This window comes from Thiomicrorhabdus indica, assembly GCF_004293625.1.
Classification (GTDB): Bacteria; Pseudomonadota; Gammaproteobacteria; order Thiomicrospirales; family Thiomicrospiraceae; genus Thiomicrorhabdus; species Thiomicrorhabdus indica.
This window is the reverse complement of record NZ_CP033040.1, coordinates 1,244,176-1,270,601: the sequence shown is the minus strand read 5'-3', so window position 1 is coordinate 1,270,601 and position 26,426 is coordinate 1,244,176. Positions and strand designations below refer to the sequence as shown.

Sequence of the window (26,426 nt, the reverse complement as noted above, 5' to 3'; positions counted from 1 at the left end):
AAACATTAAGCGGATTGTCTCTGTTTGGTATCTTTATTTAAAAACTGCCCCCAAACCTCCTCATAGAACCAATGCAATTGATCACAACGCACTGAATGGTTTTGAGTCAATGGGTTTAAGGCCAAATGCGTCACGCCGTTTTGTAAAAGGCTGTACACTTTTTCAGCCACTTCTTCAGGGGTTCCGCAAAGCATTCTGGACAACATTTCTTCTGGATCAAGATTTGCCATAGGTCCTGGCGTCTTGCCCCAATGTTTCGCTTTTTGTTCTCGAAAGCTACGGATATGCTCCAATGCACTTTGTTTAGCCACCGCTGAATTTTGGTGAACAAACAGACCGCGAGCCGCCATCATGTTCGGTTTTTTCGGCTGCTTAAAAACCGTTTGTGCCACTTTTTGATAATGCGAAATTTGTTGATGTATTTTGGCCATATCCCAGAATTGAGCCGCCATTAAACCGAGGTTATTTTTAACCGCCATTTCAATTGTCTGTTCATCGCCTGAGGCAATAAATAAACGTGAGTTTTGCAACCCACAATTAGGCTGTAAATTGACATTATTCCATTGATAATGCTCACCATGATGCGTTGACTCAGTCTGATCTTGCCACAGCTCCAACATTGCAGGTACAGCCTCAATCATACGTGCACGGCTTAAATCTTTATCGGCTTTAAAGGCACTGTTTTGTGATTCAAATGGACCGCCTTTCGCAAATCCACAAAACACCCTTTCAGGGTAAAGAGCGTCTAAAACAGCCAAACTTTCGGCCACTTCAATAGGATTATGAAATCCTACTAAAAGTGCCGCTGATCCAATACTAATCTGCTCGGTTTTCGCTAAAAAATGCCCCATAAGATGTAAAGGCGAAGGCGTCAGGCTCATGTCATTAAAATGATGTTCCGTGACCCAAGCATTATCAAAGCCCATTTGATCAAGCTCTTTAACCAGATGAGTAAAACTTTGATATGTTTGCGTTGGTGTTTGCCCTAGTTCTGGCGTGATATGCAACATGGCACCCAGTTTCGGATTGGTGGTCATAGCGTGCCTCCTTGTAAAATCTGTTCAGCTTGCTGTTTGCTCAAAATAACTTGAAAAAAGTCCTGAAAAAATTCTTGCGTCGTTTTAACCGTGTCTAAAGCAGCGATTTCAGGCACATTAGGATAAAGTTTTTGCATTAACCACTGTGCAGCTAAAATCCGCATAAAAGATGGGGGACGATCTAGCCAACGAAATGGCGTTTGCGGAGCAAAAAAAACTTGATTGTTCTTTACCGCTTTTAAAGCTTGCCAGCTTGGCAAGGACGCCAACTTCTCATAAAAAGCCTTTTCCTGAGTCACAATCGCATCGGGATTGTATTTAAGTAAGGTTTCAATATTGATTGCGACCTTGCCATAACGTGAATACTTTCCTTGATCGGCAGGACAAACATGAGGGTTAACAGCGCCAGCCCAAGGAATCGTTTCCGCATGAATTGAGCCACGACACTCTGTCGCTAAACCATTTGGGTCTTGGGCGTAATACACGGTTTTAAGTGAAACCTTGCGTTTAGCCAACACTTCTTTCAGTTGCATTTGTTGAGCAATAAGGGCCTCCATTTTTGTGGCGAGAAGCTCACCACGCTCAGCCTTTCCTAACCAATTACCTAAGTCACGAAAATCACTCGGGTAATCATTCAACGTATCAAGCTTAAGATCACACACCGGTACTCCCAGTTTTTGAAGCATTTCCTGCCGTTTTGGATTGACCATTGCACCAGACATCACAATCAAATCAGGATGATTGGCTAACAACACTTCCATATTTGGCGTTCGACCTTGTCCAAACCAACCACCAATCACCGGTTTCTCAAAAACACCGGCCGGGAAAATTTCTTTTGCTTGAGGTGAGACAGGAAAGTTCCAACCAATCATTTTTTCAGGAGCCATTGCCACCAACATATAAGTAACAATCGGATTGGCTCCATAAACTCTCTCTGGGTCATGATTCGTCATGCAAGACTGTGCATAGCTCAAGTTTGGAACCATCAATAAAACAGTTAACCCAACACTTTTCATCCAGTTTTTTGGCAAAATTCGCATACGGTAAGTCTTAAAATTGGACACGATAATCGACCCCATAGTTAATACCTTCACTTGGAAAACCGTAAATGGTCTCGTACTTTTTATCAGTCAGGTTTTTTATTGAAAATAACCAATGATGATTTAAGTCATCCGACTTGGTTTTGTAGCCAATCGCAGCATCATAGGTGACAAAATCACCCGCAATACCAGAACCAGCTTTATTGGCAGACAGATAATCACTCATAGAACGTGCACCGAGATCAAACTGCCAACTTGGTGTGTTGTAATACAGTCGAGCTTTGATTAAGCGTTCGGGGACATTCATCACACCACTTGGGGTGTCGCCAGGCTTGACTTTACTCAAAGCTAACTCATAGCCAAACTCAGCCATTCGCCCTTTGATTTCAAGCTCCACTCCGCGATTGCGCCAACTTGCATTGTCATAAACATTAATGAAACTATCGGCCTCTTCAGGATCGGGAATTTGACTGGCGACATAAGCCCCATTTTTAAGTTTTTCATGAAACGCCGTAATGGTGGTTTCTAACCGGCCGGTAGAGTTTTGAAACCATTGATGGTTCCAACCCAGTTCAGAACGAATGCGCTGTTCCTGCTGAAGCTGCTCGTTGTTGCTGGTGTAAACACTGACAGGCTGTTGCTCGGTGTAAAGCGTGCGTAAACTGAGCAAATCATTTTGTGAAAATTGATAAGATCCTCCAAACGCGGCTGTTATCAACGAGTCAAGCTCAACGTTTTCAATAATGCGACGTTGCTTACCAATTTGCTCATAGCCTTTATCAATCTGTCGTGTATCGCTACGCAAGCCAAAATCCATACTCCACACATCGCGTTGAAATTCATTTTGTAGATATAGAGAATGAATTTGCTCTTCTCGCGCAAAACCTGGGTAATAAAGCATTCCAGTAGGATTGTCATAATGCATCCAGTTATAGCCAAAACGTAGAAGATTTTCCCCCTCAAACCATTCACTTTGAATCGCATGACTTAAGTCAAAATTACTAAAGTTTTCTTCCGTAACTTCAAGCTTGTAAGCCATCGGGTTAGAGTGGCTGTATTGATTTAAATCAGCATCACTCTGAGAGTGTGCAAATCGCACTGCGGTAGTGTTGTTGCTGTCCCAGTAATAACCCGCTTGCCCATTAATCATTCGAACCACCATTGAATCATAATTCCATTTGGCGTCCGATACTCCGGAGGTCGCTAAACCACGTTGTAATGACTGCTCACCATCACTGTGAAAGAAATTAATTTGCCAATCAAATTGATCGTGAAAGCCTTCTAATTTCCAAAGTCCGACATTGCGTTGATAGTCGTTGTAGTAATCATCCGGTCCTTGCTTTTGTTGATGAGCTAAAACTAACCGGCCGGCAACTTTGTCATTGAATTGATAAGCGGTTGTGCCATCAACTTCCAATTGATCATAAGTTCCAACTTTTGCATGCAGTTCGCTTTTAGGCTGCTTAAAAGCACTCAACGTTTTAATGACAATAAACCCCTCTGTTCGTGAGCTGGTCATTGGGCCAATAATGGAAGTTAAAGGCCCCAAGTTCAGGGCACTCGCATCACGGACGATTTTCATCGACTCAATCGCACTGACAGGCAGTTGCATTAAAACTTTCGAAACTGCAGGCGGTGGCAAAAAAGCCCCATCAATAATAATTCCCAAATTGGACCCTGCACGAATGCTAGCAAAGTAAGGAGACTTGCGTCCTTGGGTTTGAATAAAAGCGCCGGTTGCATAATCCAGCATTTCATAGGCATTCGTAATTGGCAGCTTTTGGAAATCCTCACGTTTAAACGTCTGACTGTTATTTGTAAAGCTTTTAGGTTGAGAATAAACATTTTCTGCCTGAATACCTTGACCGGTCGTTACACTCACTTGATCCAACAGTTGATCTGCATAAACAGGCAATGTCACTGGTGCAATAAAAGCGAGAAATAAAGAAGTTTGCAGTGTTTTCATTTAGGATTCTTTTAAATTGAAGCTTAGAATTGATAATTTAGGTTGGCCCACAAAGTTCGACCTGGCATTGGATCACCTTCGGCAATTTCATAGTTTTTGTCGAACAGATTTTTAACCATAAAGTTAGTTTGCAAAGATTTAGTCACTTGATAGTGTGCTCTTAAATCCCAAAGACTAAACCCATCGGTTGGTCGAGAACCATCAAAACGCGTTTGACTATCCGATTGATAATGACCATCAACACCTAACTGCCATGCTTTGTTTGGATACCAGTCAAGATTAAGGTTCACAATCTGTTTAGGTGCATAGGTGGCAACAATCTCGTCATCAGCCAAATCACGAATCAGGTGTGCATAACTCATGCCTAAGTCTAGGGTGTTCGTTAGGGAAGTATGAGCCTCAATTTCAAGCCCTTTAGATGTGGCTGAACCAACATTTTGGTTCTGGTCACATGTCGTGCCACCACATTGATTACTAGAAACGGCAATGGTTTCTATCGCATCTTTAATGTCAGAGTAGAATAAATTCGCTTGGTAATGAACCTGCGAGATTTTGCCTTTTAAACCGACTTCATAGTGCAAAGCTTTTTCGGCTTGAAGCTCAAGGTTTGGAATAGCACGCCCTAATCGATAAGACACTTGATCTTTCATATTTGGGAAGCGAGATTTTAGCGAGACACCGGCTAGCAGTTGTTGTTCACCTATTTTGTGTTGAACTTTAGCCTGCCAGTTGTGCTCATTTTGAGACCCTTGTGGCGCTGTTGCCACATCATTATCATCTGTTTTGGTCAGTTCATAACGGTCATAGCGATAACCAAGCGTGAGGTTTGTGGTATCGGAGAGTGTAATTTTATCTTCTAGACCCAGAGCAAATGTCTCGCCTTCAAACGTACGCCACCGATTATCAACAGATTGAATGTCAGTATCATTGTCACGTTCTTTATGCTGATCTTTTTTCACAAAAGCGGCCGCCTTCACAAAATGGTTGGCAAACGGCATGCCTGCTTCGACTGAACCTCCAGTACTGAAATCATTGTATTGAGAACGAAAGGCATACCCTCGTGTCACGGATGAATATCTGTCATCGTCATAAGAGTTAAGCGCGTTATCAAAAGTATCGTAATACAAACGAGATTTTAGATAGCCTGCGGATTCACCACTGCCCAATTGAGTGAAACCAACATAATAAACACTCTGTTTATCCCACTGTGGCCAATCCCAGTAACGCACGGTATCCGCATCTCCAGCGTAAGGACTTGACTCTTTTGATCCGTTGATTCGGTAATAACTCAAACTGTACTCATCCGTGCTATTGGGTGTAAAACCCAATTTAAGATTCGCACTTTGGTTTTCGCTTCCAGAGCGCAGGCGATTTCCCTTTGTTTGGTAAACCTTGCCATTGTTTTCGGTAGCGGTAAAATCATCAGACATTGGAAAATCATCGGATTCAAATGCTGAAACTCCGGCTTGGAAATAAAAGTGTTCATTTAAAACAGAACCCACTTGCACATTTTGAGAATGTTTAAAAAGACCGCTATCCCCCCCCTCAAAACTTAAATCGACTTGACCTTCAAACGACTTCGATGGCTTGCGAGTGACTAAATTGATTGACCCACCCATATTATTTGGGCCTTCAAGAAGTGAACCAAGCGACTTGCTGACTTCAATTTGACTTAAATCCGCTAACTGAAAACGACTTAAATCAATATTGCCATCATAAGGTACATAAATTGGAATCCCATCAAGGTTGAGAGTAATTTGTCGAGAATCAAAACCGCGGATATTTGCACGAGTTTCAGCACGTCTTCCACCGATCTGCAGCGTCACTCCGGGTACTTTGGCAATGGCTTCCCCGACATTACTGCGGCCTTGAGTTTGAACTTCCATCACTTCAATTGCGCTGTAAGGTGCTTGCTTTTCTTCAATGACTTGAATCTGCCCAAGCGTAAACACATTCGTGTCTGCCGATGCCGTTTGTAGAACAGCCCATGACAAAAAAGCTGTCTGAATAGCGGCCGGTAAAGTTTTTTTACGGTGGTAAACATTTTTCATAAGCATCTCTTTATCTATTTATATACATATCGAAAATTATTAATAATTGATTCGTAAAGAAACAAATCAATCTAAAATTCACTGATATTTTTTATTAATTAGATAATAATAATTTCGATATATCTTTTAAGTAATAACGAATTTGGGTGAATTAAAATATAACCAATCTCTTATGTCAATAAATAATTGAACTTAACTGGCTATTTATAGCAACAAAAATGAAGGGAACAAATAAATTGGAGCATCGATGTAAAAACCCTAGCAGATCAAGATTAGATATGCGGAATGTTTGATAAAATACCGGCCGGTAACATTCATGATCCGTGCTTACATTTCAATAGTAATCAATGGGTTACAAGGAATACCTATAACTTCAAATACCACCTTAATTTGATATTTAAAACTTTTCTGGATTGCGTTAAAGGCCTTTTCAAATGTCATCAAAACCACTGAATCTTTTACACCTTTCTGACACGCATGGCAATTATCATCACCCTAAGTTCAATGAACCTGAAAAGTTGGCTAATTCTGACGTGATTATTCACAGTGGGGATTTCACCGCTAAGTCAGATAATTGGGAAGAAATACATGATTTTTTGAATTGGTTTTCAAACTTACCTGTCAAACACAAGATTCTCGTTCCAGGTAATCATGATCGAGCTTTTGAAGTGTTTGAAGAGAAAAATACCGGCCGACACCAAATTCCAGATAATGTTCATTTATTAGTCGATGAATCAATTACACTTGAAGGTTATCGATTTTATGGAAGTCCTTATACGCCGGAATTTTGTAACTGGGCTTTTCAGTTATATGGTGCTGAAGACTCTATAGAAAAGTGGCGCAAGGTGCCCGATAATATTGATGTTTTAATTACTCATGGTCCAGCTTACGGTATTTTAGATACTATTCAAAATGCTGCGGGGAAAGTTTCTGTCGGCTGCCCTTACCTATTAGCTCGCATTGAAAAATTACATCAACTTCAAGTACATTTATTTGGACACATTCATGAAGCCAATGGAATGACGACTTTGGAAAAAGTGCTTTATTCAAATGCAGCCACCACCAGTCATTTGATTAAAATAAGCAAATGAAACGACATGGAACCTAAAAAGTTTTAAAGCAAAAACTTAGTCGAGTGGTTGCTAGAAGAACTGCTTCACAAACACTCGTCGGTCTGAATGGATCTCACGCAATCGCGACCATGATTTTTAGCTTTGTACAAAGATTGATCAACATCACTGAATAACGTCTTCAAATCGGAATCCTTTAATAGTTGTACAACACCAAAACTCGCCGTACAGTGACCGACAGTTTTAAACACATTCGTTGAAATAGTCTTTCTTAACAACTCTGCAAGGCTAATTGCCGATTCCAGATTTGTGTTCGGGCACATAATCACAAACTCTTCCCCACCCCAACGAGCGCAAATATCCGATTGGCGAGTATGTTTTTTGAGAAGTTGACTAAACTCGACCAATACACTATCACCGACATCATGACCATAAGTGTCATTCACACGTTTAAAATGATCAATGTCAATCATTAATAATGATAATGGCGTATCGTATCGATTCGCTCGATAAATCTCTTGAGTAATTTCCTGCTCAAATTTCGCACGATTTACTAACCCAGTTAAGTAATCAGATATGGCTTGCTGTTGATAGCCAACCTCACTATCAATGTTGGTATAAAAAGCTACATATCCTACCAATTGATTATCTTCAATATCTGGCTTAATCAAAACTCGATACCAGTTCGTGCCACCTTTAAAATTTCGGTTTTCTATTTCATCACTAAAAACCTGGTTTTTCTTAAGTGTCTCCCATAATTTTGAATAAACTGAACTTGGGGTATGGCCTGATTTCAAAATTTGAATACTCTGATTGAGTAATGCCTTTTCATCACATCCCAAAGTTTCAACAAAAGCAGAACTGACCTTTGTGATAATTCCAGTTAAATCGGTCTTCAAATAAAAAACATAGTCATTAATGATTTCCAGCAGATGTTGCTGAGAAGTGTTCATTGCATGAAGCTTTTGCTTAAGAAGCTCAGTTTCAATTCGATTTTTAATACGAGCATTTAGTTCTTTGTCACGAAAGGGCTTGGTTACATAATCGACAACCCCTAAACCAAATGCTTTTTCAATCGTCTCTTCGCTATCATCGCCGGTTAAAAAAATCAGTGGAATACTGGCCGTCGCATTCTTTTCCTTTAAACGCGTTGCGACTTCAAAACCATCCATTTCAGGCATGTCGATATCCAGAAGAATTAAGTCAACTTGACCAAATTCCAAAAACTCCAAGGCTTCCAAACCACTTTTAGCCAAATGCAATTGATATTGTTTGTGTAAAGTTTGTGCCGCTCGTTGTAAATTGATAGGTTCATCATCCACTATCAAAATCGATGGCCGGCTATTTTGTTGATTCATGTCGTTCAAAAACTTTCCTATAAACGTTTTTTTATATCATCTAGGGTTTCAACTGCTTTCGAGAAGTCAAACAATTCAATCGCTTCGCGAAGCGAAGCAACTTCAACCTCTGATGCAATAGGCTCTATTCCTTGATAAAGCGGTTCTCTTATCTCATCTTCAATAAATTCATTAGCCACCAGTTTGACATATACGGCATCAATGACAGCCTTCAGCTCCGAACTGGACGTTCTTGCATTGTCCAGAACCTTCTCTTCAAACTCTAACCTACCCAGTGCAAGTTTGCACTGCTTAATCTCAATCATTAACCTATCCATCAAGGTTTTAATTTGCAAGTTGCCACCCTGAACTTGACTAACTTTAAGCTCTTTTAACGCCAAATCGATTTGCTTAGATAAAAGGTGTATTTCCGTTGCAGAAACATTACCACTCACCCCTTTTAATGAGTGAACCAACGATTTTAACAACGAAAAATCGTCATTCACCAAGCGAACCTTTTGCTCAAATTCCTCCAAGTTTTTCTCAAACATTTTAAGAATTCGTTTAACTGATTGATCATCCGGGTAAATTTTCTGGAGCCGGTCTAAATCAATACCATAAACCGAAAAATCTGAGTGCTGGTTTTGGACGACTTTTTGAGTTTCATAAGGCAAATAGTCTGCTAAAACGGTTTGTAGCTCTTGCAAATCAATCGGTTTGGCGATATGTGCATTCATACCTGCGCTCTGCGTTTGCAAACGATCTTGCTCCATGACCGCTGCACTCAGCGCAACAACCGGTATACTGCTATTAATTTGACGAATAATTTTAGTTGCCTTAAAGCCATCCATCACCGGCATTTGCAAATCCATTAAAACAAGGTCAAAGTTCTCAGACTGAACTCGTTGAGTGGCAAGCTCACCATTTTCGACCACCGTAACCTCTAAGCCCATTGAATTAAGTAAATCACGAATCACAATTTGGTTAATCTCATTGTCTTCAGCAACCAGAATATTACCCTTGAATTTAAGTTTGTCTTCGCCTAAAGCATCAGACACCAAATTAGGTTGAATGTCATTAAACAAAGCTTCCATAAGAGTCGAGGGGGAGACCGGTTTGTGTAAAATTTGATCCGGTTGAATATCACGTTCAATGGCTTTTTTAGTTAAATCTTCTTTCAACATCGCTGAGATCATAATGACCTTTGGGAAGCCTCCTTGATGTTCCAAATGCATTTGTTGAATTACATCTAAGCCATCAATTTCCGGCATCTGCCAATCAACTAATAAATAGTCAACAGGGTGCTTTCTCGCATACTCCAAGGCTTCAAAACCGTTTGAGCAGAGAATTGGGCGTATTTTCCATGACTTAAGAATATCACCGATCATTTGACGCTCAATCTCATTATCGTCAACAACTAAAAAACTTCCCCGATAATAATCGTCAAGATTCCTTGGCTTGAGCTCTGTTGAATCCGTTTTTTCAAGCATGACAGTGAACCAAAAATGGCTTCCCTTCCCTTTTTGACTGTCGACTTGAATAACTCCCCCCATCAGTTCGACCAACTGCTTAGTAATGACCAAACCTAGACCGGTACCACCATATTTTCGTGTATTAGAAGTATCTGTCTGAGAAAATGCTTGAAATAACTTACGACACTCTTCTTCATCCATTCCTATTCCGGTATCCTCAACCGAAAAACACAATTCAATTTGATCATCGTTTTCCGACATCAATTTTGCATAAATCGTCACATCACCTGATTCAGTAAACTTCACAGCATTACCGACCAAATTATTCAATATTTGTGTCAAACGAAGCCCGTCACCTATAACTTTTCTAGGGAGTTTTGAATCAATTGATAGATGCAACTCGAGATTTTTTTCAAGCACGGCGTATTCAAATAAATCCGTCACCGAACGCAACATATGTTCAATCGATAATTCGTGTGTTGACAACTCCATTTTTCCAGCTTCAATTTTAGAGTAATCCAACACATCATTAATAACGCCTAGTAGTGCCTTTGACGATTGAAGCGATTTTTGCAAATAATCTTTTTGGCGCTCAGTCAAATGCGTTTCAAGAATCAGATTATTTAAACCAATAATTCCATTTAATGGCGTACGAATTTCATGACTCATATTCGCCAAAAATTCACTTTTTGAACGCGCTGCATTTTCTGCATTCACTTTTGCTTGGATTAAAGCTTCTCGCAGCTCAATTTCTTCCGAAATATCTTTCATGCTCACCAATAAATGTGACTTGTCAGGCATCAAAGTCACCGATGCTCCGAGTTTAACGCCACAATCGCTACCATTGACTAGACTTGTAAACTCAACGTTTTTAACATGTTCCGTTTTATAAACTTCAACGAATATTGTCTCAACATGAGCCCGGTCACTCTCAGCAACATTTTCTAAAAACTGCTGTCCAATTAGCTCATCAACAGTGAGATTTAACATATTGAGGTACGCCACATTTGAATGAATCAAGCGCCCTTCTGAGTCCAAAATAATCAATCCGTCATTGGTCGTATTAAAGATTGTTTGCGCTTCTTGTTTTTGACGTTCATTTTCAGTGATGTCAATACCAATTGTGAAGATGTAATCTACAGAACCGTCTTGTTTTTTTACCACCGCATTCGACCAGTCAAATATATGCTCTTCACCCGTTTTGGAAATCCAAGCATTTTGCGCGGTCTTAAACAATCCGCCATTACTTGCATTTTCAATAACTTGTTTAACTTTAGAGAGGAGTTCAGTAGGCAAAAATCTTAGCCAAAAATAAGGTTCACAAGAAATTTCCTTCTCACTATAACCGGTAAACTGCTGACCAAAATAATTCAGTTTTGACATAGTGCCATTCGGCTGAATAACGGCAATTACCGCATTGGCATTATCCACAATTGTAGAAATGAAATTTCGCTCGCGAATAATTTCATTCTTCAATTGTTTCGCTTCAGTAATGTCTCTAGAGGATGCATAGACATATTCTTCACCGTCTAGCTCAACCCATTTCGCGTTAATTTCCACATCCAGTACAGAGCCATCTTTGCGTTCAAAAACCGTTTCAAAGGTTTTGGGTAAACCACTCATCGCATGTGCAATTACTTCTGAATCCTCTGAAATAACTCCAGAATCCCACTTCGCAAAACTCATCCCTTTCAGTTCATTTTTTTCATAACCAATCTGTTCTGCAAAAGATTGACTACAAGCGATTAATTTCCCCTCAGAATCCAGAATATGAATACCATCCGACGCACTTTCCAGTAGAGTTTCAAAATATTGTTTTGCGTTTTCAATCTCAATTTGGGCATTTTTGCTTTGCGTAATGTCAACAATATATCCATACCAAAGTGTCCCACCATCGGCTTGTTTTTCAGGTTTAGACAATTCTTTTACCCAAATCTCACCTTTTGTCGGATGATTGACTCGATATTCAACTTCCCACATCGTTAAGTTTTCAGCCGAATCTGCAATGGTTTTTGAGATAGTATTTAAATCTTCAGGATGAATGACTGCAAAAACTTTTGCCGCGTCCTCTTTAACATCCAATGGCCTAACGCCATAAATGTCATAGATATGATCAGAAGCATAAGGGAAACAGCTAGAACCATCCGGCCGGTAAAGAAAGGTGTAGATAACACCAGGAACATTGTCAGCTAGATTAGAGAGTTTTTTGTTGCTTTCTAACAATAAATGTTGGAGTGTTTTTTGTTCGCTAATATCACGAACTGATGCGTATAAATAATCATGGCCTTCAATCTTAATTCTTACTGCGATAATTGATGTGTCATAAATTGATCCATCTTTTCGTCGATGCTGCGATTCAAAACTTACTGGAGTTCGACCAATCTCTCTAATCATTGGGAGAATATCTTCTTTTTTAACCATCACCTCCCAATCGCAAACATTTAGTGCCAACATTTCATCCATGGAGTAACCCAGCATTTCAGCGGCGGATGGGTTACATTCATGTATATAACCATCAAAATCCATGACAAAGATTCCATCAGGAGAATATTCCATCAGAGCTTTGTAACGTAACCTTTCCTCTTCAACTTGTTTCGCAAGTTTAGTAATGCGCTTTTCATTTGCCTTTTCTTCAGTCATATCTCGAATAATAGCGAAAATCAATTTTCCCTGATCCATATCAATCGGTGAAGCAGAGACCTCTACATCACGGATTTCACCATTTTTTAAACGATGAGGAAATACAAATTTGTGCTGTGCCTGGAGCATCGCCTTTTGGCGATTTTCAGCAATTTCGTGTGACGACAGTTGATTGATTTTATGAATCGTTAGGCTTTGGAACTCTTCATGGGAGTAGCCATAAAATGTTTCGGCACTTTTATTCGCATCTATAATTTGACCTGTTTCAGGCTCTATCAACAGCATAATTGCGTGATGATCCTTAAACATCGATTTGTAACGACGTTCCATTTGCAAAATGGATTGTGACTGTTTTTTTTCTAAATCAATATCAGTGTGAGTACCAATCATTCTTAAGGGGTGATTGTCCTCACTCCATTCCATCACTACTCCGCGATCCAAAACCCATTTGTAGTCACCGTTTTTACAAAGCACACGGTGTTCATTTCGATAGACATCTACTTCTTGGTTTAAGCAAGCGTTAATATCCTCATAGGTTTTGCTCAAATCATCCGGGTGAACTCGTCTTTCCCACTCTTCCAAACTGGCTGTAATCTCTTCCGGTTCGAAGCCAAGCATACCTTTCCAACGGTCGGAGAAATAAACTTCATTTGTCTGCAAGTTCCAATCCCAAAGACCATCACCCGAACCATCCACTGCAAAACGCCATCGTTTTTCACTCTCTTTCAATTTTGTCTGAGCGATATGCGTTTCAGTAATATCTGTATGCGCGCCAGTCATGCGAATAACCTGTCCACTCTCATCTAAAGTAGCTTTACCGAGCGCACGAATCCATTTGTAGGACGCATCTTTACAACGCATACGAAAATCTACTTCATAAGGAATATTGTCAGGATCACTAAAATGACGCTTCAAACAGGCATCCACCACCGCTTGATCATCAGGATGAATAGCATCAAAAAAACCTTGAACCTTGTTTTCAAACTCATCCGGCCGGTAACCTATGATTTTTTTCCATTGCGGAGAGAAATACACTGAATCTGAAATTGGCTTCCAATCCCATAAACCATCATTGGTCGCTGACCAAGCCAAATCCAAACGTTCTTGAAGCTTTTTAGATTCTTGTTGCAGGTTAACTTCTTGAGTGATGTCAATCAGGTAACCCACATAATGGGTAATGTCACCCTCTTGGTTTCGAATGATCTGCGTAAAGTCTTTAACCCAGCAATAGTGTCCGTCTTGATGCTTATAACGATAAGGTTCATGAGTGAAAGACTCACACTCTAAGTTTTTGCTTGCAAGCGCAACTTCTTGGCCCGTTTTCTCAATATCATCCGGATGAATTTGATCTGCATATCGTCGCTCACCTGAAAGGTAGGCATCAGGGTGATAACCATAGATGACCTGAATATTTTGAGACACAAACTCAACAGGCCAATCAGGTTGATTTTGCCAAACAAAGACTACAACCGGCCCCTTATCAAAAAGTTTTTCACTAATAAAAGTGGGAGACATGACAACATCCTATAGTTGGAGAATACATACAATTCTTGACAAATTTACACTCTGGTTGCAAGAAGTAGAGTTTTATAGATACGTAAATTATCTAATATTTTAGTACAAAAAGTTGGCACTTTCCCTAAGAATTGAGTCAACATTCTGTCCCAAACACATTAAAATCAGCAACCAAACACTCATAACAGCTTTATCGCTTATTCCACCATTTGCTTTTTAACACGTCTGTAGACATTTGATTGTGATAGATTACAACTGATTAAACATTAGGCTCTGGCACGCAAAAATTTTAGATAGGCTTACAATTTATGGATATTTTTACTCGAATTTTTTTATTTGGAGGCGCTCTCCTCGGTGCAATCATGTTAATTGCCGCACTGTTTGCCTTGTCAACCGCTGAAAACGGGGTTTTGACGGTTGAAAATCTGGAACAACTGGAACCTCAGTTCACTTCGCTTTACAATCTGCTTCAATTTTTTATTTACCCTTGGTTAGCCGTAGGTGCTTTTTTACTGTTTCGTTTTCTCAAGCGAGTTTTTAGCCGTTAGAGTCAATATAATAGCCAACGCAAATTGTTTCTTAAAATGACAGTTTCTACCGGCCGGTCACATTTGGAGGTTTTATGATTGTTACCCATTCTGGACGTTTTCATGCCGATGAAGTATTTGCACTCGCCATGTTGAAATTTTTACCTGAATTTAAGGATCAGGAAGTTTTGCGAACTCGCGAGGCAGATGATATTGAACAAGCTGAAATTGTCTTGGATGTTGGAGGCGATTACAATCATGAGAAAAAACGCTACGACCACCATCAAAACAGTTTTACCGAACAACGTGCCAACGGAATTCCCTTCGCAACAGCCGGAATTATTTGGCGTCATTACGCCGAATCGATTTTCAAACAAATGGGGTTGGAAGCTGACAATGAAATTCAATTCGCGGTTGAATGGCTCGATGCTAAACTCATTGAAGATTTAGATGCCGTGGATAATGGCGTTTACAGTGATGATCCTCGTCCTTCCGTTTCTCTACTAGTGGCCATGATGAATGAATCTTCTGGCGAACCTGAAAAACAGCAAGCGGCCTTTGATAAAGCGGTCAATTTTGCCAGCGATGTTTTGAAAAATTTTATTCAAGCCGCAATCAATCAAGCACAAGTTGTCACTGAATTAGAAGCGAAACTCGATACACTTGAGAATGGCATCTGGGTATTAGATTCCAAAGCACCATTCAAAGATTTCATTCAAAACCGTCCAGAAATTCAACGTGTTGTTTATCCAAGAAATGAAGAACAATTTGGAGTTTACTGTAACGGCAAAGAAAATCATTTACCCGAACGTTTTCGTGGCTTACGCGAAGGAGAACTAAGTAAAGTCAGTGGTTCGGAAGATACTGTTTTTTGCCATAAATCTGGTTTTATGGCGGTCACACTAAGCAAAGAAAGTGCTTTGTTTTTGGCTAAAAGCGTTTAACTTCATCGACTGAGCTTAAAACGTTTTTGAATAGTAAAATAAAATGCGTCGAGGTTCATGGATGAACCGAGATCGAGCGATCATGGAAGATCTTGTAGCGTCTTTTTATTTCACTATTCGCAAAAAGTAGTTTTTACTTAACTCTTATTTCTCCAATGCAAAAAACGTCTTCGCATTTTCATGCGCTAACTTTTGAGCAACACCGGCTGGTAGATCTCCTAACCAATGATGAATGTCTTTTACCACTGAATCATAAGTTTTCCAGCGATTCACGCTAAAGGTGTCAATCGCCACTAAAAATCGTGTCTCATAATCCATGAAAAACTCACGCCACTGCGAATCTAACCGGCCGGTAGCAAGTAGTTGTTTATCTCGAACAGAGGTATCAATCCAGAGATTATCCGGATATTTATCCAGCATCGTTTTTAAAAGCGAAATCTTCGGCTGCGTCCCTAAATGCGCCCAAAGAATCCTAGCCTTCGGATCAATACTAAAAATCTCATCAATAATTTCCGCATCACCATGAATCAACATTGGCATTTGATGCTCTTTGGCCAACTCAACTAAGCCTTTTAACACCGGACTTTTTTTATCTTTTGCAAAAATATGCAGTTCACCGATACCCACATACCGGCCGGTAGCAATCGCTTTTTTCGCTTCATCAAGCACTTCAATTCGATGCATCCAGTCTCGTTTGTCCGCTTTGGTTCGATAGACGCTTAAAAACGGAATAATTCGGTTTGGCGCAAATTTAGCCAGTTTTAAAGTGCCCGAATTCGGTGTACTGGTAATAAGAATCTTCTGCACATTATTTCTATCCAAGATTTGGATCACTTCATCATGAGAAACTGCTTCAGTATCAGCTTTTGCATAATGCGAATGCGCATCCCAAATCATGGGATGCGATGCATTTGGATTTTGAGCCAAAGCATTTGCTTGATAAAAAACTCCAGCACTAAAAAATGCTGACGCAACCAAAATATTTGCTTGCTTGATTTGCATAGTTTTTGACAAGGTTGTTTTCCAACCGGCCGGTATTTTTTGCATAACGCCTCCGCATCCAATATCTATCCAATCAAAACCAGTATAATTGCCATAAAACTTTTCACAAGATAACAATCGATTCAAATGAGAGCAATTTATGAATATTCAATGGTTCCCAGGACACATGCACAAAGCCCAAAAAGAGGTCAAAGAAATTTTCAACCAAGTAGATGTGTTCATTGAAGTTCTCGATGCTCGAATTCCTTTTAGTAGCCAGAACCCCATGATTGAAGAAATTCGTCAGGATAAACCAACCATTAAAATCCTTAACAAAAGTGATTTGGCAGACCCATTAAAAACGGAGATCTGGCAAAGTTATTTTGAAACAGATGGTAGCATTCAAACGCTTGCTTTCAACTCTCAGACAGGCGATAAACGTGAACAAATGGTGTCTCTGATTAAAAAAATGGTGCCTGAGAAAGCCGATACCATCAAAACTATACAAGCTTTAATTATTGGCATTCCCAATGTTGGGAAATCGACATTGATTAACAATATCAGCGGTCGAACCATAGCCAAAACAGGAAATGAACCAGCAGTCACAAAACGTCAACAACGAATTAAACTTGACGACAATATTGTTCTGATCGACACTCCCGGAATGCTTTGGCCAAATATTGAAAACCCTAACAGTGGCTATCGTTTAGCAATTACCGGAGGCATTAAAGAAACCGCATTTGAGCTGCCAGACATCGCCTCTTACGCAGCAGAATATTTATTGCAAGCCTACCCAGAAAGTTTAAAAACACGCTTTGGTTTACATGAATTGCCACACAGTGATATTGAATTGCTCGACGAAATCGGTCGAAAACGCGGTTGTCTACGTTCAGGCGGAATGGTCGATTTGGAGAAAGTTTCGAGACTATTTATTATGGAATATCGCGATCAGAAGCTTGGTGATTTAACACTGGAAACCCCTGAAATGATGCAATCTGAATGGCAACTCGTCGAAGAAATTCGAGCGAAAAAGGCCGCGAAAAAACAGGAAAGAGAGGATCGTAAAAAACAACGTCGTGCGCGTCACAAGAAGAATAAACGCTAAGTGCAAAACTGGAGCCAAACGACGGGTATCAAGCAGGCCTTACCAAAATATTTATAGGGCAAAAAAAGAAAAGCGTGACGATCGATGTTTTTAAAGCTGCTCTTGAGAAGAGCTTGCAGATTACCAATTTGCACAATGATTTGATTTACATCTAGAACCTATTATGAAGATTCACTCAACTCATCAAGCTCTAATTGTGGACTTTCTTGTGCTAGAACATAATCTCGTGCCATTGCCAGTGATTTTCTGGCACTGATACCTTGGTGAATAAAATCAAATGCGACTTGCTGCTGATCAGTTAAATAGAGTGCTTCGAAGTCGGAAATCATCGTTTGCCAGTTCTGTCGGTCTGCTTTATCTGAAGGTGTAAACGCTAACAATTTTGCAAACAGACTCCAAGCTAGGTGCTGACGGAAGACCTTATCTTGCTCAAAATCCATTTTATTCAGTTCATTCAACAAGGCTTCAGGTTTTAATTCATTTTCTCCGTAGCTAGCAACGAATGCTTGAAGTTCGGAAACCCTTCGCTTACAAGCAATAGAATCTTTTTTTAGCTGTTCATATTGCAATAAAGACGCCATGACTAATTCTTGAAAATCACTTAGATTTTCGGAACTAGGGGCGCCCTCTTCATCAAAATCAAAATCTTCAAGCTCAGTAGTGCCATTCATCTGTTGTGCAGATCGCTCATCCGTCACCACCATTCGGTGATGTGCAAGCAACTGCGAACTCGTCACTTGAGTGATATGACATCCACAAAGAATTTTTTGATCGTGGGTTTGAATATGAATTAATTCAACACCATCCAAGCAATACTCTTCTTCATTGTCGAGATTTTTGACTCGCAGACTCAACAACTGGCTAGGCAAAAACCAATCGGCATTATCGACCCAAAAACTTAAACCTGTTAGGTTCACATCAAAGCCAACAAACGGTTCTTGAAATCCTTCATCTTCGTGGTCTGTGACCATAAACTGTCGACCAAAACGGACTGACTGGCGTTGTTCTTCTGTTTTAAAACTCATCAAATGCGGTATTCACTTTTGGTAATTGAAAGCCACTAAAGCCTTGTTACAGCTTTTTAAAACCAAGTGCGATGCAATCAGCTTCAGGAATCCACCCTAAACAACTGCGCACTTTTAATGATTGATAATTACGCCAGATTGGCATAACTGTCAGCACACCCCAAATAATTTGATACCAGTGCCAACCGATTGAAGAGGGTTGTTTTGACCACCAAAGATTATTTACACCAAAGTGTTTGGTTTTAAAAATAAGGTGAACGGCTAATTTCCAATACTTCAAACCAAATTTAATGCGATTGTTCAACACTGACATCGTTCTTTTCCTAATCAGAAACTTAATGTAGGTATTCTAGCACTCAATAGCCCGAATGCCAGAAGCATAGTCGCAAATCACACATTTGACATCAGTCAGTCTATTTTGAAACTTCCATTTCCAAAATCGGCTGATTCTCTTCAAATACGGTCGCACCTTTGGGAGCGTGAATTTTGACAACCTTACCATTTACCGGCGCTTTGATATAAACGTATTTTTGCCATGCTCTATGCGCATTCAAGGCTGCTTTTGCAGTTTCTAGTTCCGCTTCAACCACCTTAAATGCTAGTTTAGCCGCATCCAGCGTACGGCGAGACGTGACAGTTCGATCAAATAAATCCAGTTCCGTATCTAAATCAATCTGCGCATCAGCAAAGCGCGCTTCTTGCAATTTCACCTGTGATTGAAGCATTGCTAACTTGGCTTGATAGCGTTGAGCATCCAAATTAACAAGTTTTTGCCCGGCCTTAACTGATTGTCCTTCTTCCACATGCACTTCGCTTACCTGACCGGAAACCAGTGCACCAATCATAATGTTTTGCGCAAAAGCCGCTGAACCGATCAAACTCAGAGCCGTTATCTGTACCGCCTTTGTTAAAGAGCTTGCCACAGACGTTTTTTTAAATTGATTGAAGTTTGAATCTTTGATTGATTGAATCGTTAACACTATTTTTTCCTCTCAAATTTTTTAGCTTTTCTGTCTGAGAAAAGTCCATTTTAAAACGCTTTAACACTACTCATCTTTACTTAAGTTAACCGTTTTTCCCAATAGCACATCCAACTTCGACCATAATAGTGCTTGTTTAAAACGCCATTCAACCACTCGGTAATTTGCTTCAGATAGGCGCACCATTGAAGTACCTAAATCGGTTGCGCGTTCATTTTCATAAACTGCTCGACTAAAATCTAAATACAGATCCGCATAGTCACCAAATACCAGATTCGCCTCTTGTTCTGCTTTAAGTAGCTTTAACTGAAAATAAATATCTGCGATTTGTTGGCGGAGCAATTGTGCTTGTTGCTCATATTCTGCCGACAATTTAATAGCTTTTGCCTGGGCACTCATCAATTCAGATTTGTTCTGTTGACCATCGTACAACGGAACATGAATACTTAAGTCTGCACGCCAATTACCTTCTCTAAGCTCTGGATGACTCGATAATTTACCGGCCCATGCATCAGCTCGTATGGTCGGATAGTTTAAATGGCGTAACGCCTCTACCCGTTGTTGTTGCGCTTGCCAAAGACCTTTTAAACGCTTAAGTTGCGGATTGTTTTCTTCAAGCTGTTGGTAAAGGTCATCCAGATTTAGCGCTTTTGAATCACGCTTTGAAAAGGCTTTTAAACTTGGCATTTTCATTTCATCTGGACGCACTTTGGCAAAGCCGATGGAATTCGCTAAACTCACTCGCGAACTTAATTGCCGCTGTTCTGCTTGCGAGCGTTTTAGCAATGCTTGCTGGTAATTACTTTCCGCTTCAATCATCGCCACATCTGAAATTTGACCGACATCATGACGGTCTTTGGATTTATCATAGGCGATATACTCAATCGCCATCTGCTCATTATCAATGCGGTATTGAAAATCGGCCAAAATAACATTGAAAAACGCCTGCATCACATTTAGCTTATGCGTTTGCAAAACAAAATTTTGAAAACTGGCTTCAGATTGTATTTCTTGTTGCTGAGCTTCTGTTAATCCATCAGACACGCCGAAATCATAGAGCTGCTTTCCAATGTGTAATGCGCCTCTATGAAAATCCTGTGCTTCTTCAGAATATTCCCTTCGACTTAATCGTCCTTCTAAATCTAATTTCCATGATTGAATCGATTCTATGCCCAATCCTGTCGCTTGTTTTTGAGCCAATTTTGCATTTTGCAAAAATACCGCAGGAGACTGCACAGGAAGTTCATTTAAAAGATAGTCCAAACTGACAGGGTTAGGGAAGTCGCTGGTCGGACTTTTTGGATAAAGACGAATACTCTTGTCCGCTCCCTGCTCTATAACGGTTTGAGAGTCTAGATTGTTTTGCGAAACTGACTCAGGATTAACTGTAGCACTTTGTTGTTTGACATCTTCACTTTGAACAACGCCTACATCCGAGGCGAAACTCAAAGTAGGCGTCATCGGTAACATCACGAAAGGTAAAACCGACAATAAAGTTTTTTTCATCGTATTTTTTCGAAAAAACTGAGGTTCAGTTCTCACATTGTTTTTGCCACCCTTCCCCGTTTTTACGAAAGATTTTAAGACAGTATTTTCAAAATTATGACTCAACATAAGCTCCTTTTTCTCGAGCGAATTCATCGATTTTTCACAGTCTCACTACAGGTTTTCAACAAACCCTCATACGACTCTTATTTGTTTACTGTTCTCTTAGCGCGCGCTTTTTAGCTCGCTTGTAGGCAGTAAACGATTGTATTTGGTAACTGCCATCCATGACATACTCACCAATCCACATGAATTCTTGCTTGGTTCGAGTCGGCCCCGTGTAACGCACAACAGGCTTACCTTCGGTATCAAAAATAATCATCACGGGTGTTGCGCGTACACGAAATACCTTTTCCGCCATATCTTGCGCAGTCATGGATTTTCCATCAAAGGTTACGACTTCATTACTGCCCTCGATGTCATGCATGTACGTTAGAAAATTTTCACGATAAAACTGAATAACGTCCGGCTCTTGCATAATGGTTGTACGCATTCTGTGACAAAAAGGACATTCTTCCATATGAAAAAATACAAAAATGCCTTTTTTACCATCGTCTTTTGCCGTTTCTAGGTCTTCTTGATAATTTCCAAAACTCTCATCGAAGAAAGGATCTGCCGCTTTGGCCGAGTTGATCATAAGTAAAAAGCCCGTGATAATAACTAAAGCCAAGGCTTTTAAAGACCATTTGAAATTCTTACCGGCCGGTAAGAAATGTGATACTGATTGCACTACTTGCATAAACTTCAGACTCCTTTCTACTCTGAATACAAACGTCTCTGCTAATTTAGCGAAACTCATAAACGTTTTGGAAACTTGTTGATTGATATTTCTTATAGTTGAAAAAAATAATTAATTCCATGTAGCCCGAAACGCAAAAAGCCCAACCTAATTGGCTGGGCTTTTTGCGAAATAGAATGAGATGAACACATTAAGACATGTTGTTAATTCATACCAAAGTTCTATTCAACATAAGTCAAATATACACTTTTAACAGGCTTTAATTGATTGAATTATAATTGCGAATAAACTCTTCCAACATCTTGTCATCAATCAAACCTGTTCTAGCTGCGACCACTTTACCTTCGGGAGTCACCATATAAGTTGTAGGGAGACCTTTTAGTGGGCCGAAAGGCGTGGTGCGCCCGTCCGGTTTACCTTCGAAACGTACCACGGGATAGTTGATCATTTGTGACTCAGCGAATGTTTTTACCTTTTCAGGTTCAATATCTTCGTAGTTCACACCTAAAACAATCGCATCAACCTTGCTGTGCTTTTCGTGAAACATAATCAAATCTGGAATTTCCACCAAACAGGGTGGACACCAGGTTGCCCAAAGATTCACAATCACCCATTTGCCTTTATAATCCGCCAAAGTAGACTCATTACCGTCCATATCAACGAATTTGACATCAGCGAACTCATTCGCCTGCGCTACACTCAATGTGATAGCAAATGTCATCCAAAATGCAATCAATGTCATGAAAATGGATTTGGTTATATTCAAAGATTTCATAATTTTCCCGTGTTCTAGAGAGTTTCGCTTACTTCTGATTTAATTTACCGGCCGGTTCTACACCCAGAATGGCTTTTACAAACTGTAATGTTAACCGACGTTTCTGGACTAAACTCGCTTCTTCAAGCATTTTTAAAACCTTCATCAATTCAGATAAATCATTTGAGCAGTGTTTCAGTAATAACTCCCCAACTTTTTCCGGCAACTCAAACCCCATACATTTGGCGTGACGTTGCAATGCATTAATCAGCTCGTCTTTTTCACTGACCGGCTCGATAACGAGAGGTACTACCGAAATTAATGACTTTGCCAATTCTGAATAAGCCAACTTCCAATCTGATAATTTTAGCGTTCCGGCGATTAATAAAGTATTACCTTGCACGCTGCACTTGGTGATAAGGTTTGCCAGCGCAATTTCCCACTCTTTCTTGCCAATAATTCGATCAATATCATCCAAACAGACCAGTGATACCTGCTCAAGCCCCGACAAAACGTCTGGGATAAATGGCAGGCTTTTGTCTGCAAGCGGCAGATAAACACTATTTCGATTTTTTTCCGTCACCAAACGACATGCCGCTTGAAGAAGGTGTGTTTTTCCCACACCATTGTGCCCACACAAATAAAATGCCTCACCGACCGGTTTCTCAACCGAGGATTGAAGCGCATTGAGCGCTAAGGCAACCGATTCCTGTTCTGCCACAAAAGTGTCAAAACTTGCTTCATCCCGAAGCCCAATTTTTAGTGGCATCTGTACCAGCATAAATTGCTGTACTCCTATTCATTAATTTTTAGGTGTCTGAATCCAACTTAAAGCCTAACTATTGAACCACTTCACGCCGGTTATCTTGCATAATTGTTTCACCGACGGGGGCTATTTGTGAGTTTTGCGTTTGAGTATTTTCTGTCGTATCTTTGGCTTGCTCTGACATACCCGATTCCAGCAACGCTTCTAATTGCGATTCATCCACTTCAACCGGCATACTATAGACAACATCAATTTGGCGCAAGATTTCCGATTCATTCACAACGTTAAAACTCGGGTTTTGCATAATCCATCCAAGGAAATCTTGATAAGAACCTTTTAAATTCAGAGTAAATTGTGCCAATTCCCCTTCTAGCTCCGATAACTGTAACTTTTCAATGGTCGGGAGCTCTTGGTTTAAATATTCTCGCGCATGAATCAGTACTTCTGCATCAGTGACCTGTAACAGGTTTAAATACAGTTGTGCTTTTTTCTGTAATTTAGTTTCCGTAAAATCAACTAAACGCGCCGTCACCATTGGTAACATTTTTTCAATCAGCACAGCTTGGTTATCACTAAATGCGCGCCCTTTAATAATCTCTTTGCCACTACTCGTAAACACTCGCCAACTAAGCTCATACTGCTGATTTTCAGAAGGCATTCGATGCGCGTTCAAATTGGAGTTGATGTTTCGTGTAGAGATTTTATAACTCAACAAATAGTCTTTTTCACTGGCAAGTAACCATTCTTGGATTTTATTGAGACTCTGCTCTGGCTCAACAGGAAATACCCAATCATCAATTGATTCTGGAATCGCCAATTTCAACCCCATCTGTTTCGACTTTTCTAACAGTGGAGCCACAGCCTGAGATTCGACTTGTGATTGGTTGAGTTTTATCAGACTACCATTTTGAACGTAAGTGCCCATAACCAAAATCGAAGGGCGTAAAACCGATGGCCAGACTTTAATATTATTCATCTCAAAAGCAGCATTCACCGCAGATGGATCATAATTTAATCGAAGCTGCTCTCCGACGCTAACCCCTTCTTGCATCACTGGAACCCAGTCAAATGACTTCAACCATTTTTTATTCTGAGCGATAAATTGCCGGCCTTCTTCGGTAATTTCATACGATGGTCGACCAGTTAACCGCAAAAGTAGATTCTGATTAGATTGAGAAATCATCTGAGAGTTCAAAGGCGAATCTTTCGATAGAGATTGAGAAAGCTTTTGTGATAGCACCAAAGAATACAATGATTGGGTAAAATCATAATCACGTACTAATTTAGTGAGTACAGGATTCGCTTGCTTTAATTGCGGATTTTCATCAACCCCACTTTGCGAGGCTGGACTTGCATTCTCAACAACCTGACTTTGCTCAGCAGAAGCGAGTGTTGAAGTAAAGCCGAACGAAAAGAGACAAATTGCCGAAATCATAATCGGCTGCAATCTGTGAAGAGATGAATTCACGCTACTTTCCACTTTCTCAGCATTTCGATTGAATTGTCCCATATCTTGTTCAGGAGCATCACAATGCTCTACTTGGTTTACATTGCACAAACCAAATTCTTTACCGGCCGGTGTACTTTTATCATTCAAAAAATATTTCACAGAATCGACTAACCTTTGAAAACTTCTCATATCTCAACCTAAAATTTTCGTTACAATATCATAATATTTTTTTTGTCTTCTGGGCGTAAATTACGAATCCAACATAGGGGTTCTGTTATCGCGCTCAGATGGCCCTTCGATTGACAAGAGTAGATTTAACCGACTATGACTGACACAACACAATCCATTAGCTATAAAGACGCCGGCGTAGATATTGATGCTGGAAATGCCCTCGTTCAAGCAATTAAACCGATTGCCAAAGCAACCACCCGACCTGAAGTTCCTGCTTCACTCGGCGGTTTCGGGGCTTTGTTCGAATTGGACATGACCAAATATAAAAATCCACTATTGGTGTCTGGAACGGATGGTGTTGGAACCAAATTGCGTCTAGCAATTGATTCTGGCAAACACGATCAAGTCGGTATCGACTTAGTCGCAATGTGTGTGAACGACCTAATTGTTCAAGGCGCAGAGCCTCTATTCTTCCTTGACTACTATGCCACTGGAAAGCTTGATCTTGACGTTGCAACCGATGTCGTCAAAGGTATTGGTGAGGGTTGTTTGCAAGCCGGCTGCGCTCTAATTGGCGGTGAAACCGCTGAAATGCCGGGAATGTACCCTCAAGGTGATTACGATTTAGCCGGTTTCTGTGTAGGGATTGTCGAAAAATCTGACTTGATTGATGGCACGAAAGTAAAAGCCGGTGACGTTATGATTGGTCTAGCTTCGAGCGGACCTCATTCAAATGGTTACTCATTGATCCGTAAAATTATTGATGTGAAAGGCGCTGACCTGAATACAGATATTGATGGTCAACCATTGATTGATGCGCTGATGGCACCAACTCGTATTTATGTAAAGCAATTGCTTGAACTAATGAAAGTGGTCGACATCCACGCAATTTCTCACATTACTGGTGGCGGCCTTCTTGAAAACCTACCGCGTGTCATGCCCGACAACACCAAAGCAACCGTAAATACGAATAGCTGGAAACGCCCTGCTGTTTTCGATTGGTTGCAAAATGCAGGTAATGTTGAGTACGAAGAACTTCATCGTACATTAAACTGCGGTATTGGTATGGTTATCGTAGTGGATGAAAGTGAACAAGATAAGGCACTGGCAGCTCTTGAGGCAGCCGGTGAAAAAGCCTATATCATTGGTCAGATCGAAGCCAGTGATACGAAAGAACCAAGCGTGACATTAACACAAGGTTAATCATTCAACTTGCTTTGGTTTTAAAGACTTTCGCCTTGGTTAAACAGTTGATTAACCAAGGCGTTTTTCTTTTAGGAAAAACAGTAAGCCCATTCGGTATTTTTAAAC

The 26,426-nt window shown here is 40.2% G+C and carries 20 protein-coding genes; 5 read left to right on the top strand and 15 right to left on the bottom strand.

The window, feature by feature from the left end; all coding sequences use genetic code 11:
• Positions 1 to 5: 5 nt before the first annotated feature.
• The 4 genes from D9T12_RS05355 to D9T12_RS05340 are packed head-to-tail and all read right to left on the bottom strand — an operon-like array spanning position 6 to position 6,094.
• Entirely contained in the window at positions 6 to 1,037 is a 1,032-nt protein-coding gene (locus tag D9T12_RS05355) for an LLM class flavin-dependent oxidoreductase (RefSeq protein WP_130537211.1), read from the bottom strand.
• The gene (locus tag D9T12_RS05350; RefSeq protein ID WP_130537210.1) at positions 1,034 to 2,116 is read right to left on the bottom strand and encodes an ABC transporter substrate-binding protein; all 1,083 of its coding nucleotides are present in this window, start codon (positions 2,114 to 2,116) and stop codon (positions 1,034 to 1,036) included. The genes D9T12_RS05355 and D9T12_RS05350 overlap by 4 nt, the downstream gene beginning before the upstream one ends.
• Positions 2,088 to 4,043, bottom strand: coding sequence for a TonB-dependent receptor (locus tag D9T12_RS05345; protein ID WP_130537209.1), 1,956 nt, complete (start codon positions 4,041 to 4,043; stop codon positions 2,088 to 2,090). The genes D9T12_RS05350 and D9T12_RS05345 overlap by 29 nt, the downstream gene beginning before the upstream one ends.
• 23 nt (positions 4,044 to 4,066) lie before the next feature.
• The gene (locus tag D9T12_RS05340; RefSeq protein WP_165395039.1) at positions 4,067 to 6,094 is read right to left on the bottom strand and encodes a TonB-dependent receptor plug domain-containing protein; all 2,028 of its coding nucleotides are present in this window, start codon (positions 6,092 to 6,094) and stop codon (positions 4,067 to 4,069) included.
• Between the two features lie 434 nt (positions 6,095 to 6,528).
• Here D9T12_RS05340 and D9T12_RS05335 point away from each other — a divergent pair, with 434 nt between their 5' ends.
• The gene (locus tag D9T12_RS05335) at positions 6,529 to 7,185 is read left to right on the top strand and encodes a metallophosphoesterase family protein (RefSeq protein WP_130537207.1); all 657 of its coding nucleotides are present in this window, start codon (positions 6,529 to 6,531) and stop codon (positions 7,183 to 7,185) included.
• A 65-nt stretch (positions 7,186 to 7,250) separates the two neighbouring features.
• On the opposite strand, the gene D9T12_RS05330 is transcribed toward D9T12_RS05335, so the two are convergent.
• The gene (locus tag D9T12_RS05330) at positions 7,251 to 8,522 is read right to left on the bottom strand and encodes a diguanylate cyclase (RefSeq protein WP_240693253.1); all 1,272 of its coding nucleotides are present in this window, start codon (positions 8,520 to 8,522) and stop codon (positions 7,251 to 7,253) included.
• Positions 8,523 to 8,539: 17 nt separating this feature from the next.
• Complete coding sequence (locus D9T12_RS05325; protein WP_130537205.1) at positions 8,540 to 14,128, bottom strand: PAS domain S-box protein; 5,589 nt, start codon at positions 14,126 to 14,128, stop codon at positions 8,540 to 8,542.
• 308 nt (positions 14,129 to 14,436) lie between these two features.
• On the opposite strand from D9T12_RS05325, the gene D9T12_RS05320 reads away from it, so the two are divergent.
• Together D9T12_RS05320 and D9T12_RS05315 are read left to right on the top strand one after the other, a co-directional pair.
• On the top strand, positions 14,437 to 14,676 hold the full coding sequence (locus tag D9T12_RS05320; RefSeq protein WP_130537204.1) for a hypothetical protein: 240 nt from the start codon (positions 14,437 to 14,439) through the stop codon (positions 14,674 to 14,676).
• A 74-nt stretch (positions 14,677 to 14,750) separates the two neighbouring features.
• On the top strand, positions 14,751 to 15,599 hold the full coding sequence (locus tag D9T12_RS05315; RefSeq protein ID WP_130537203.1) for an MYG1 family protein: 849 nt from the start codon (positions 14,751 to 14,753) through the stop codon (positions 15,597 to 15,599).
• Positions 15,600 to 15,743: 144 nt separating this feature from the next.
• On the opposite strand, the gene D9T12_RS05310 is transcribed toward D9T12_RS05315, so the two are convergent.
• Positions 15,744 to 16,646 (bottom strand): amidohydrolase family protein, encoded by a 903-nt coding sequence (locus D9T12_RS05310; protein WP_130537202.1) that lies wholly within the window; start codon positions 16,644 to 16,646, stop codon positions 15,744 to 15,746.
• A gap of 94 nt (positions 16,647 to 16,740) precedes the next feature.
• On the opposite strand from D9T12_RS05310, the gene ylqF reads away from it, so the two are divergent.
• Positions 16,741 to 17,685: a ribosome biogenesis GTPase YlqF gene (gene ylqF, locus D9T12_RS05305; RefSeq protein ID WP_130537201.1), complete on the top strand. Its 945-nt coding sequence runs from the start codon at positions 16,741 to 16,743 to the stop codon at positions 17,683 to 17,685.
• A 161-nt stretch (positions 17,686 to 17,846) separates the two neighbouring features.
• Here the strand turns inward: ylqF and D9T12_RS05300 are convergent, their stop codons facing one another.
• The 8 genes from D9T12_RS05300 to D9T12_RS05265 all read right to left on the bottom strand — a co-directional run bounded on the left by D9T12_RS05300 (position 17,847) and on the right by D9T12_RS05265 (position 25,133).
• The gene (locus tag D9T12_RS05300; RefSeq protein WP_130537200.1) at positions 17,847 to 18,710 is read right to left on the bottom strand and encodes a PilZ domain-containing protein; all 864 of its coding nucleotides are present in this window, start codon (positions 18,708 to 18,710) and stop codon (positions 17,847 to 17,849) included.
• 46 nt (positions 18,711 to 18,756) lie between these two features.
• Positions 18,757 to 19,023, bottom strand: a complete 267-nt coding sequence (locus D9T12_RS05295) for a hypothetical protein (protein WP_130537199.1) — start codon at positions 19,021 to 19,023, stop codon at positions 18,757 to 18,759.
• Positions 19,024 to 19,123: 100 nt separating this feature from the next.
• The gene (locus D9T12_RS05290) at positions 19,124 to 19,690 is read right to left on the bottom strand and encodes an efflux RND transporter periplasmic adaptor subunit (protein ID WP_240693245.1); all 567 of its coding nucleotides are present in this window, start codon (positions 19,688 to 19,690) and stop codon (positions 19,124 to 19,126) included.
• 66 nt (positions 19,691 to 19,756) lie between these two features.
• Positions 19,757 to 21,196 carry a TolC family protein gene (locus tag D9T12_RS05285; protein WP_165395038.1) on the bottom strand — a complete coding sequence of 480 codons (1,440 nt, stop codon included), beginning with the start codon at positions 21,194 to 21,196 and terminating at the stop codon, positions 19,757 to 19,759.
• A 193-nt stretch (positions 21,197 to 21,389) separates the two neighbouring features.
• Complete coding sequence (locus tag D9T12_RS05280) at positions 21,390 to 21,974, bottom strand: thioredoxin family protein (protein WP_130537197.1); 585 nt, start codon at positions 21,972 to 21,974, stop codon at positions 21,390 to 21,392.
• Between the two features lie 259 nt (positions 21,975 to 22,233).
• Entirely contained in the window at positions 22,234 to 22,749 is a 516-nt protein-coding gene (locus D9T12_RS05275) for a TlpA family protein disulfide reductase (protein WP_240693244.1), read from the bottom strand.
• A gap of 28 nt (positions 22,750 to 22,777) precedes the next feature.
• Complete coding sequence (hda, locus tag D9T12_RS05270; RefSeq protein WP_130537196.1) at positions 22,778 to 23,509, bottom strand: DnaA regulatory inactivator Hda; 732 nt, start codon at positions 23,507 to 23,509, stop codon at positions 22,778 to 22,780.
• Positions 23,510 to 23,567: 58 nt separating this feature from the next.
• Complete coding sequence (locus D9T12_RS05265) at positions 23,568 to 25,133, bottom strand: DUF2066 domain-containing protein (RefSeq protein WP_130537195.1); 1,566 nt, start codon at positions 25,131 to 25,133, stop codon at positions 23,568 to 23,570.
• 135 nt (positions 25,134 to 25,268) lie between these two features.
• Here D9T12_RS05265 and purM point away from each other — a divergent pair, with 135 nt between their 5' ends.
• Positions 25,269 to 26,318, top strand: coding sequence for a phosphoribosylformylglycinamidine cyclo-ligase (gene purM, locus D9T12_RS05260; protein ID WP_130537194.1), 1,050 nt, complete (start codon positions 25,269 to 25,271; stop codon positions 26,316 to 26,318).
• Positions 26,319 to 26,426 lie beyond the last annotated feature (108 nt).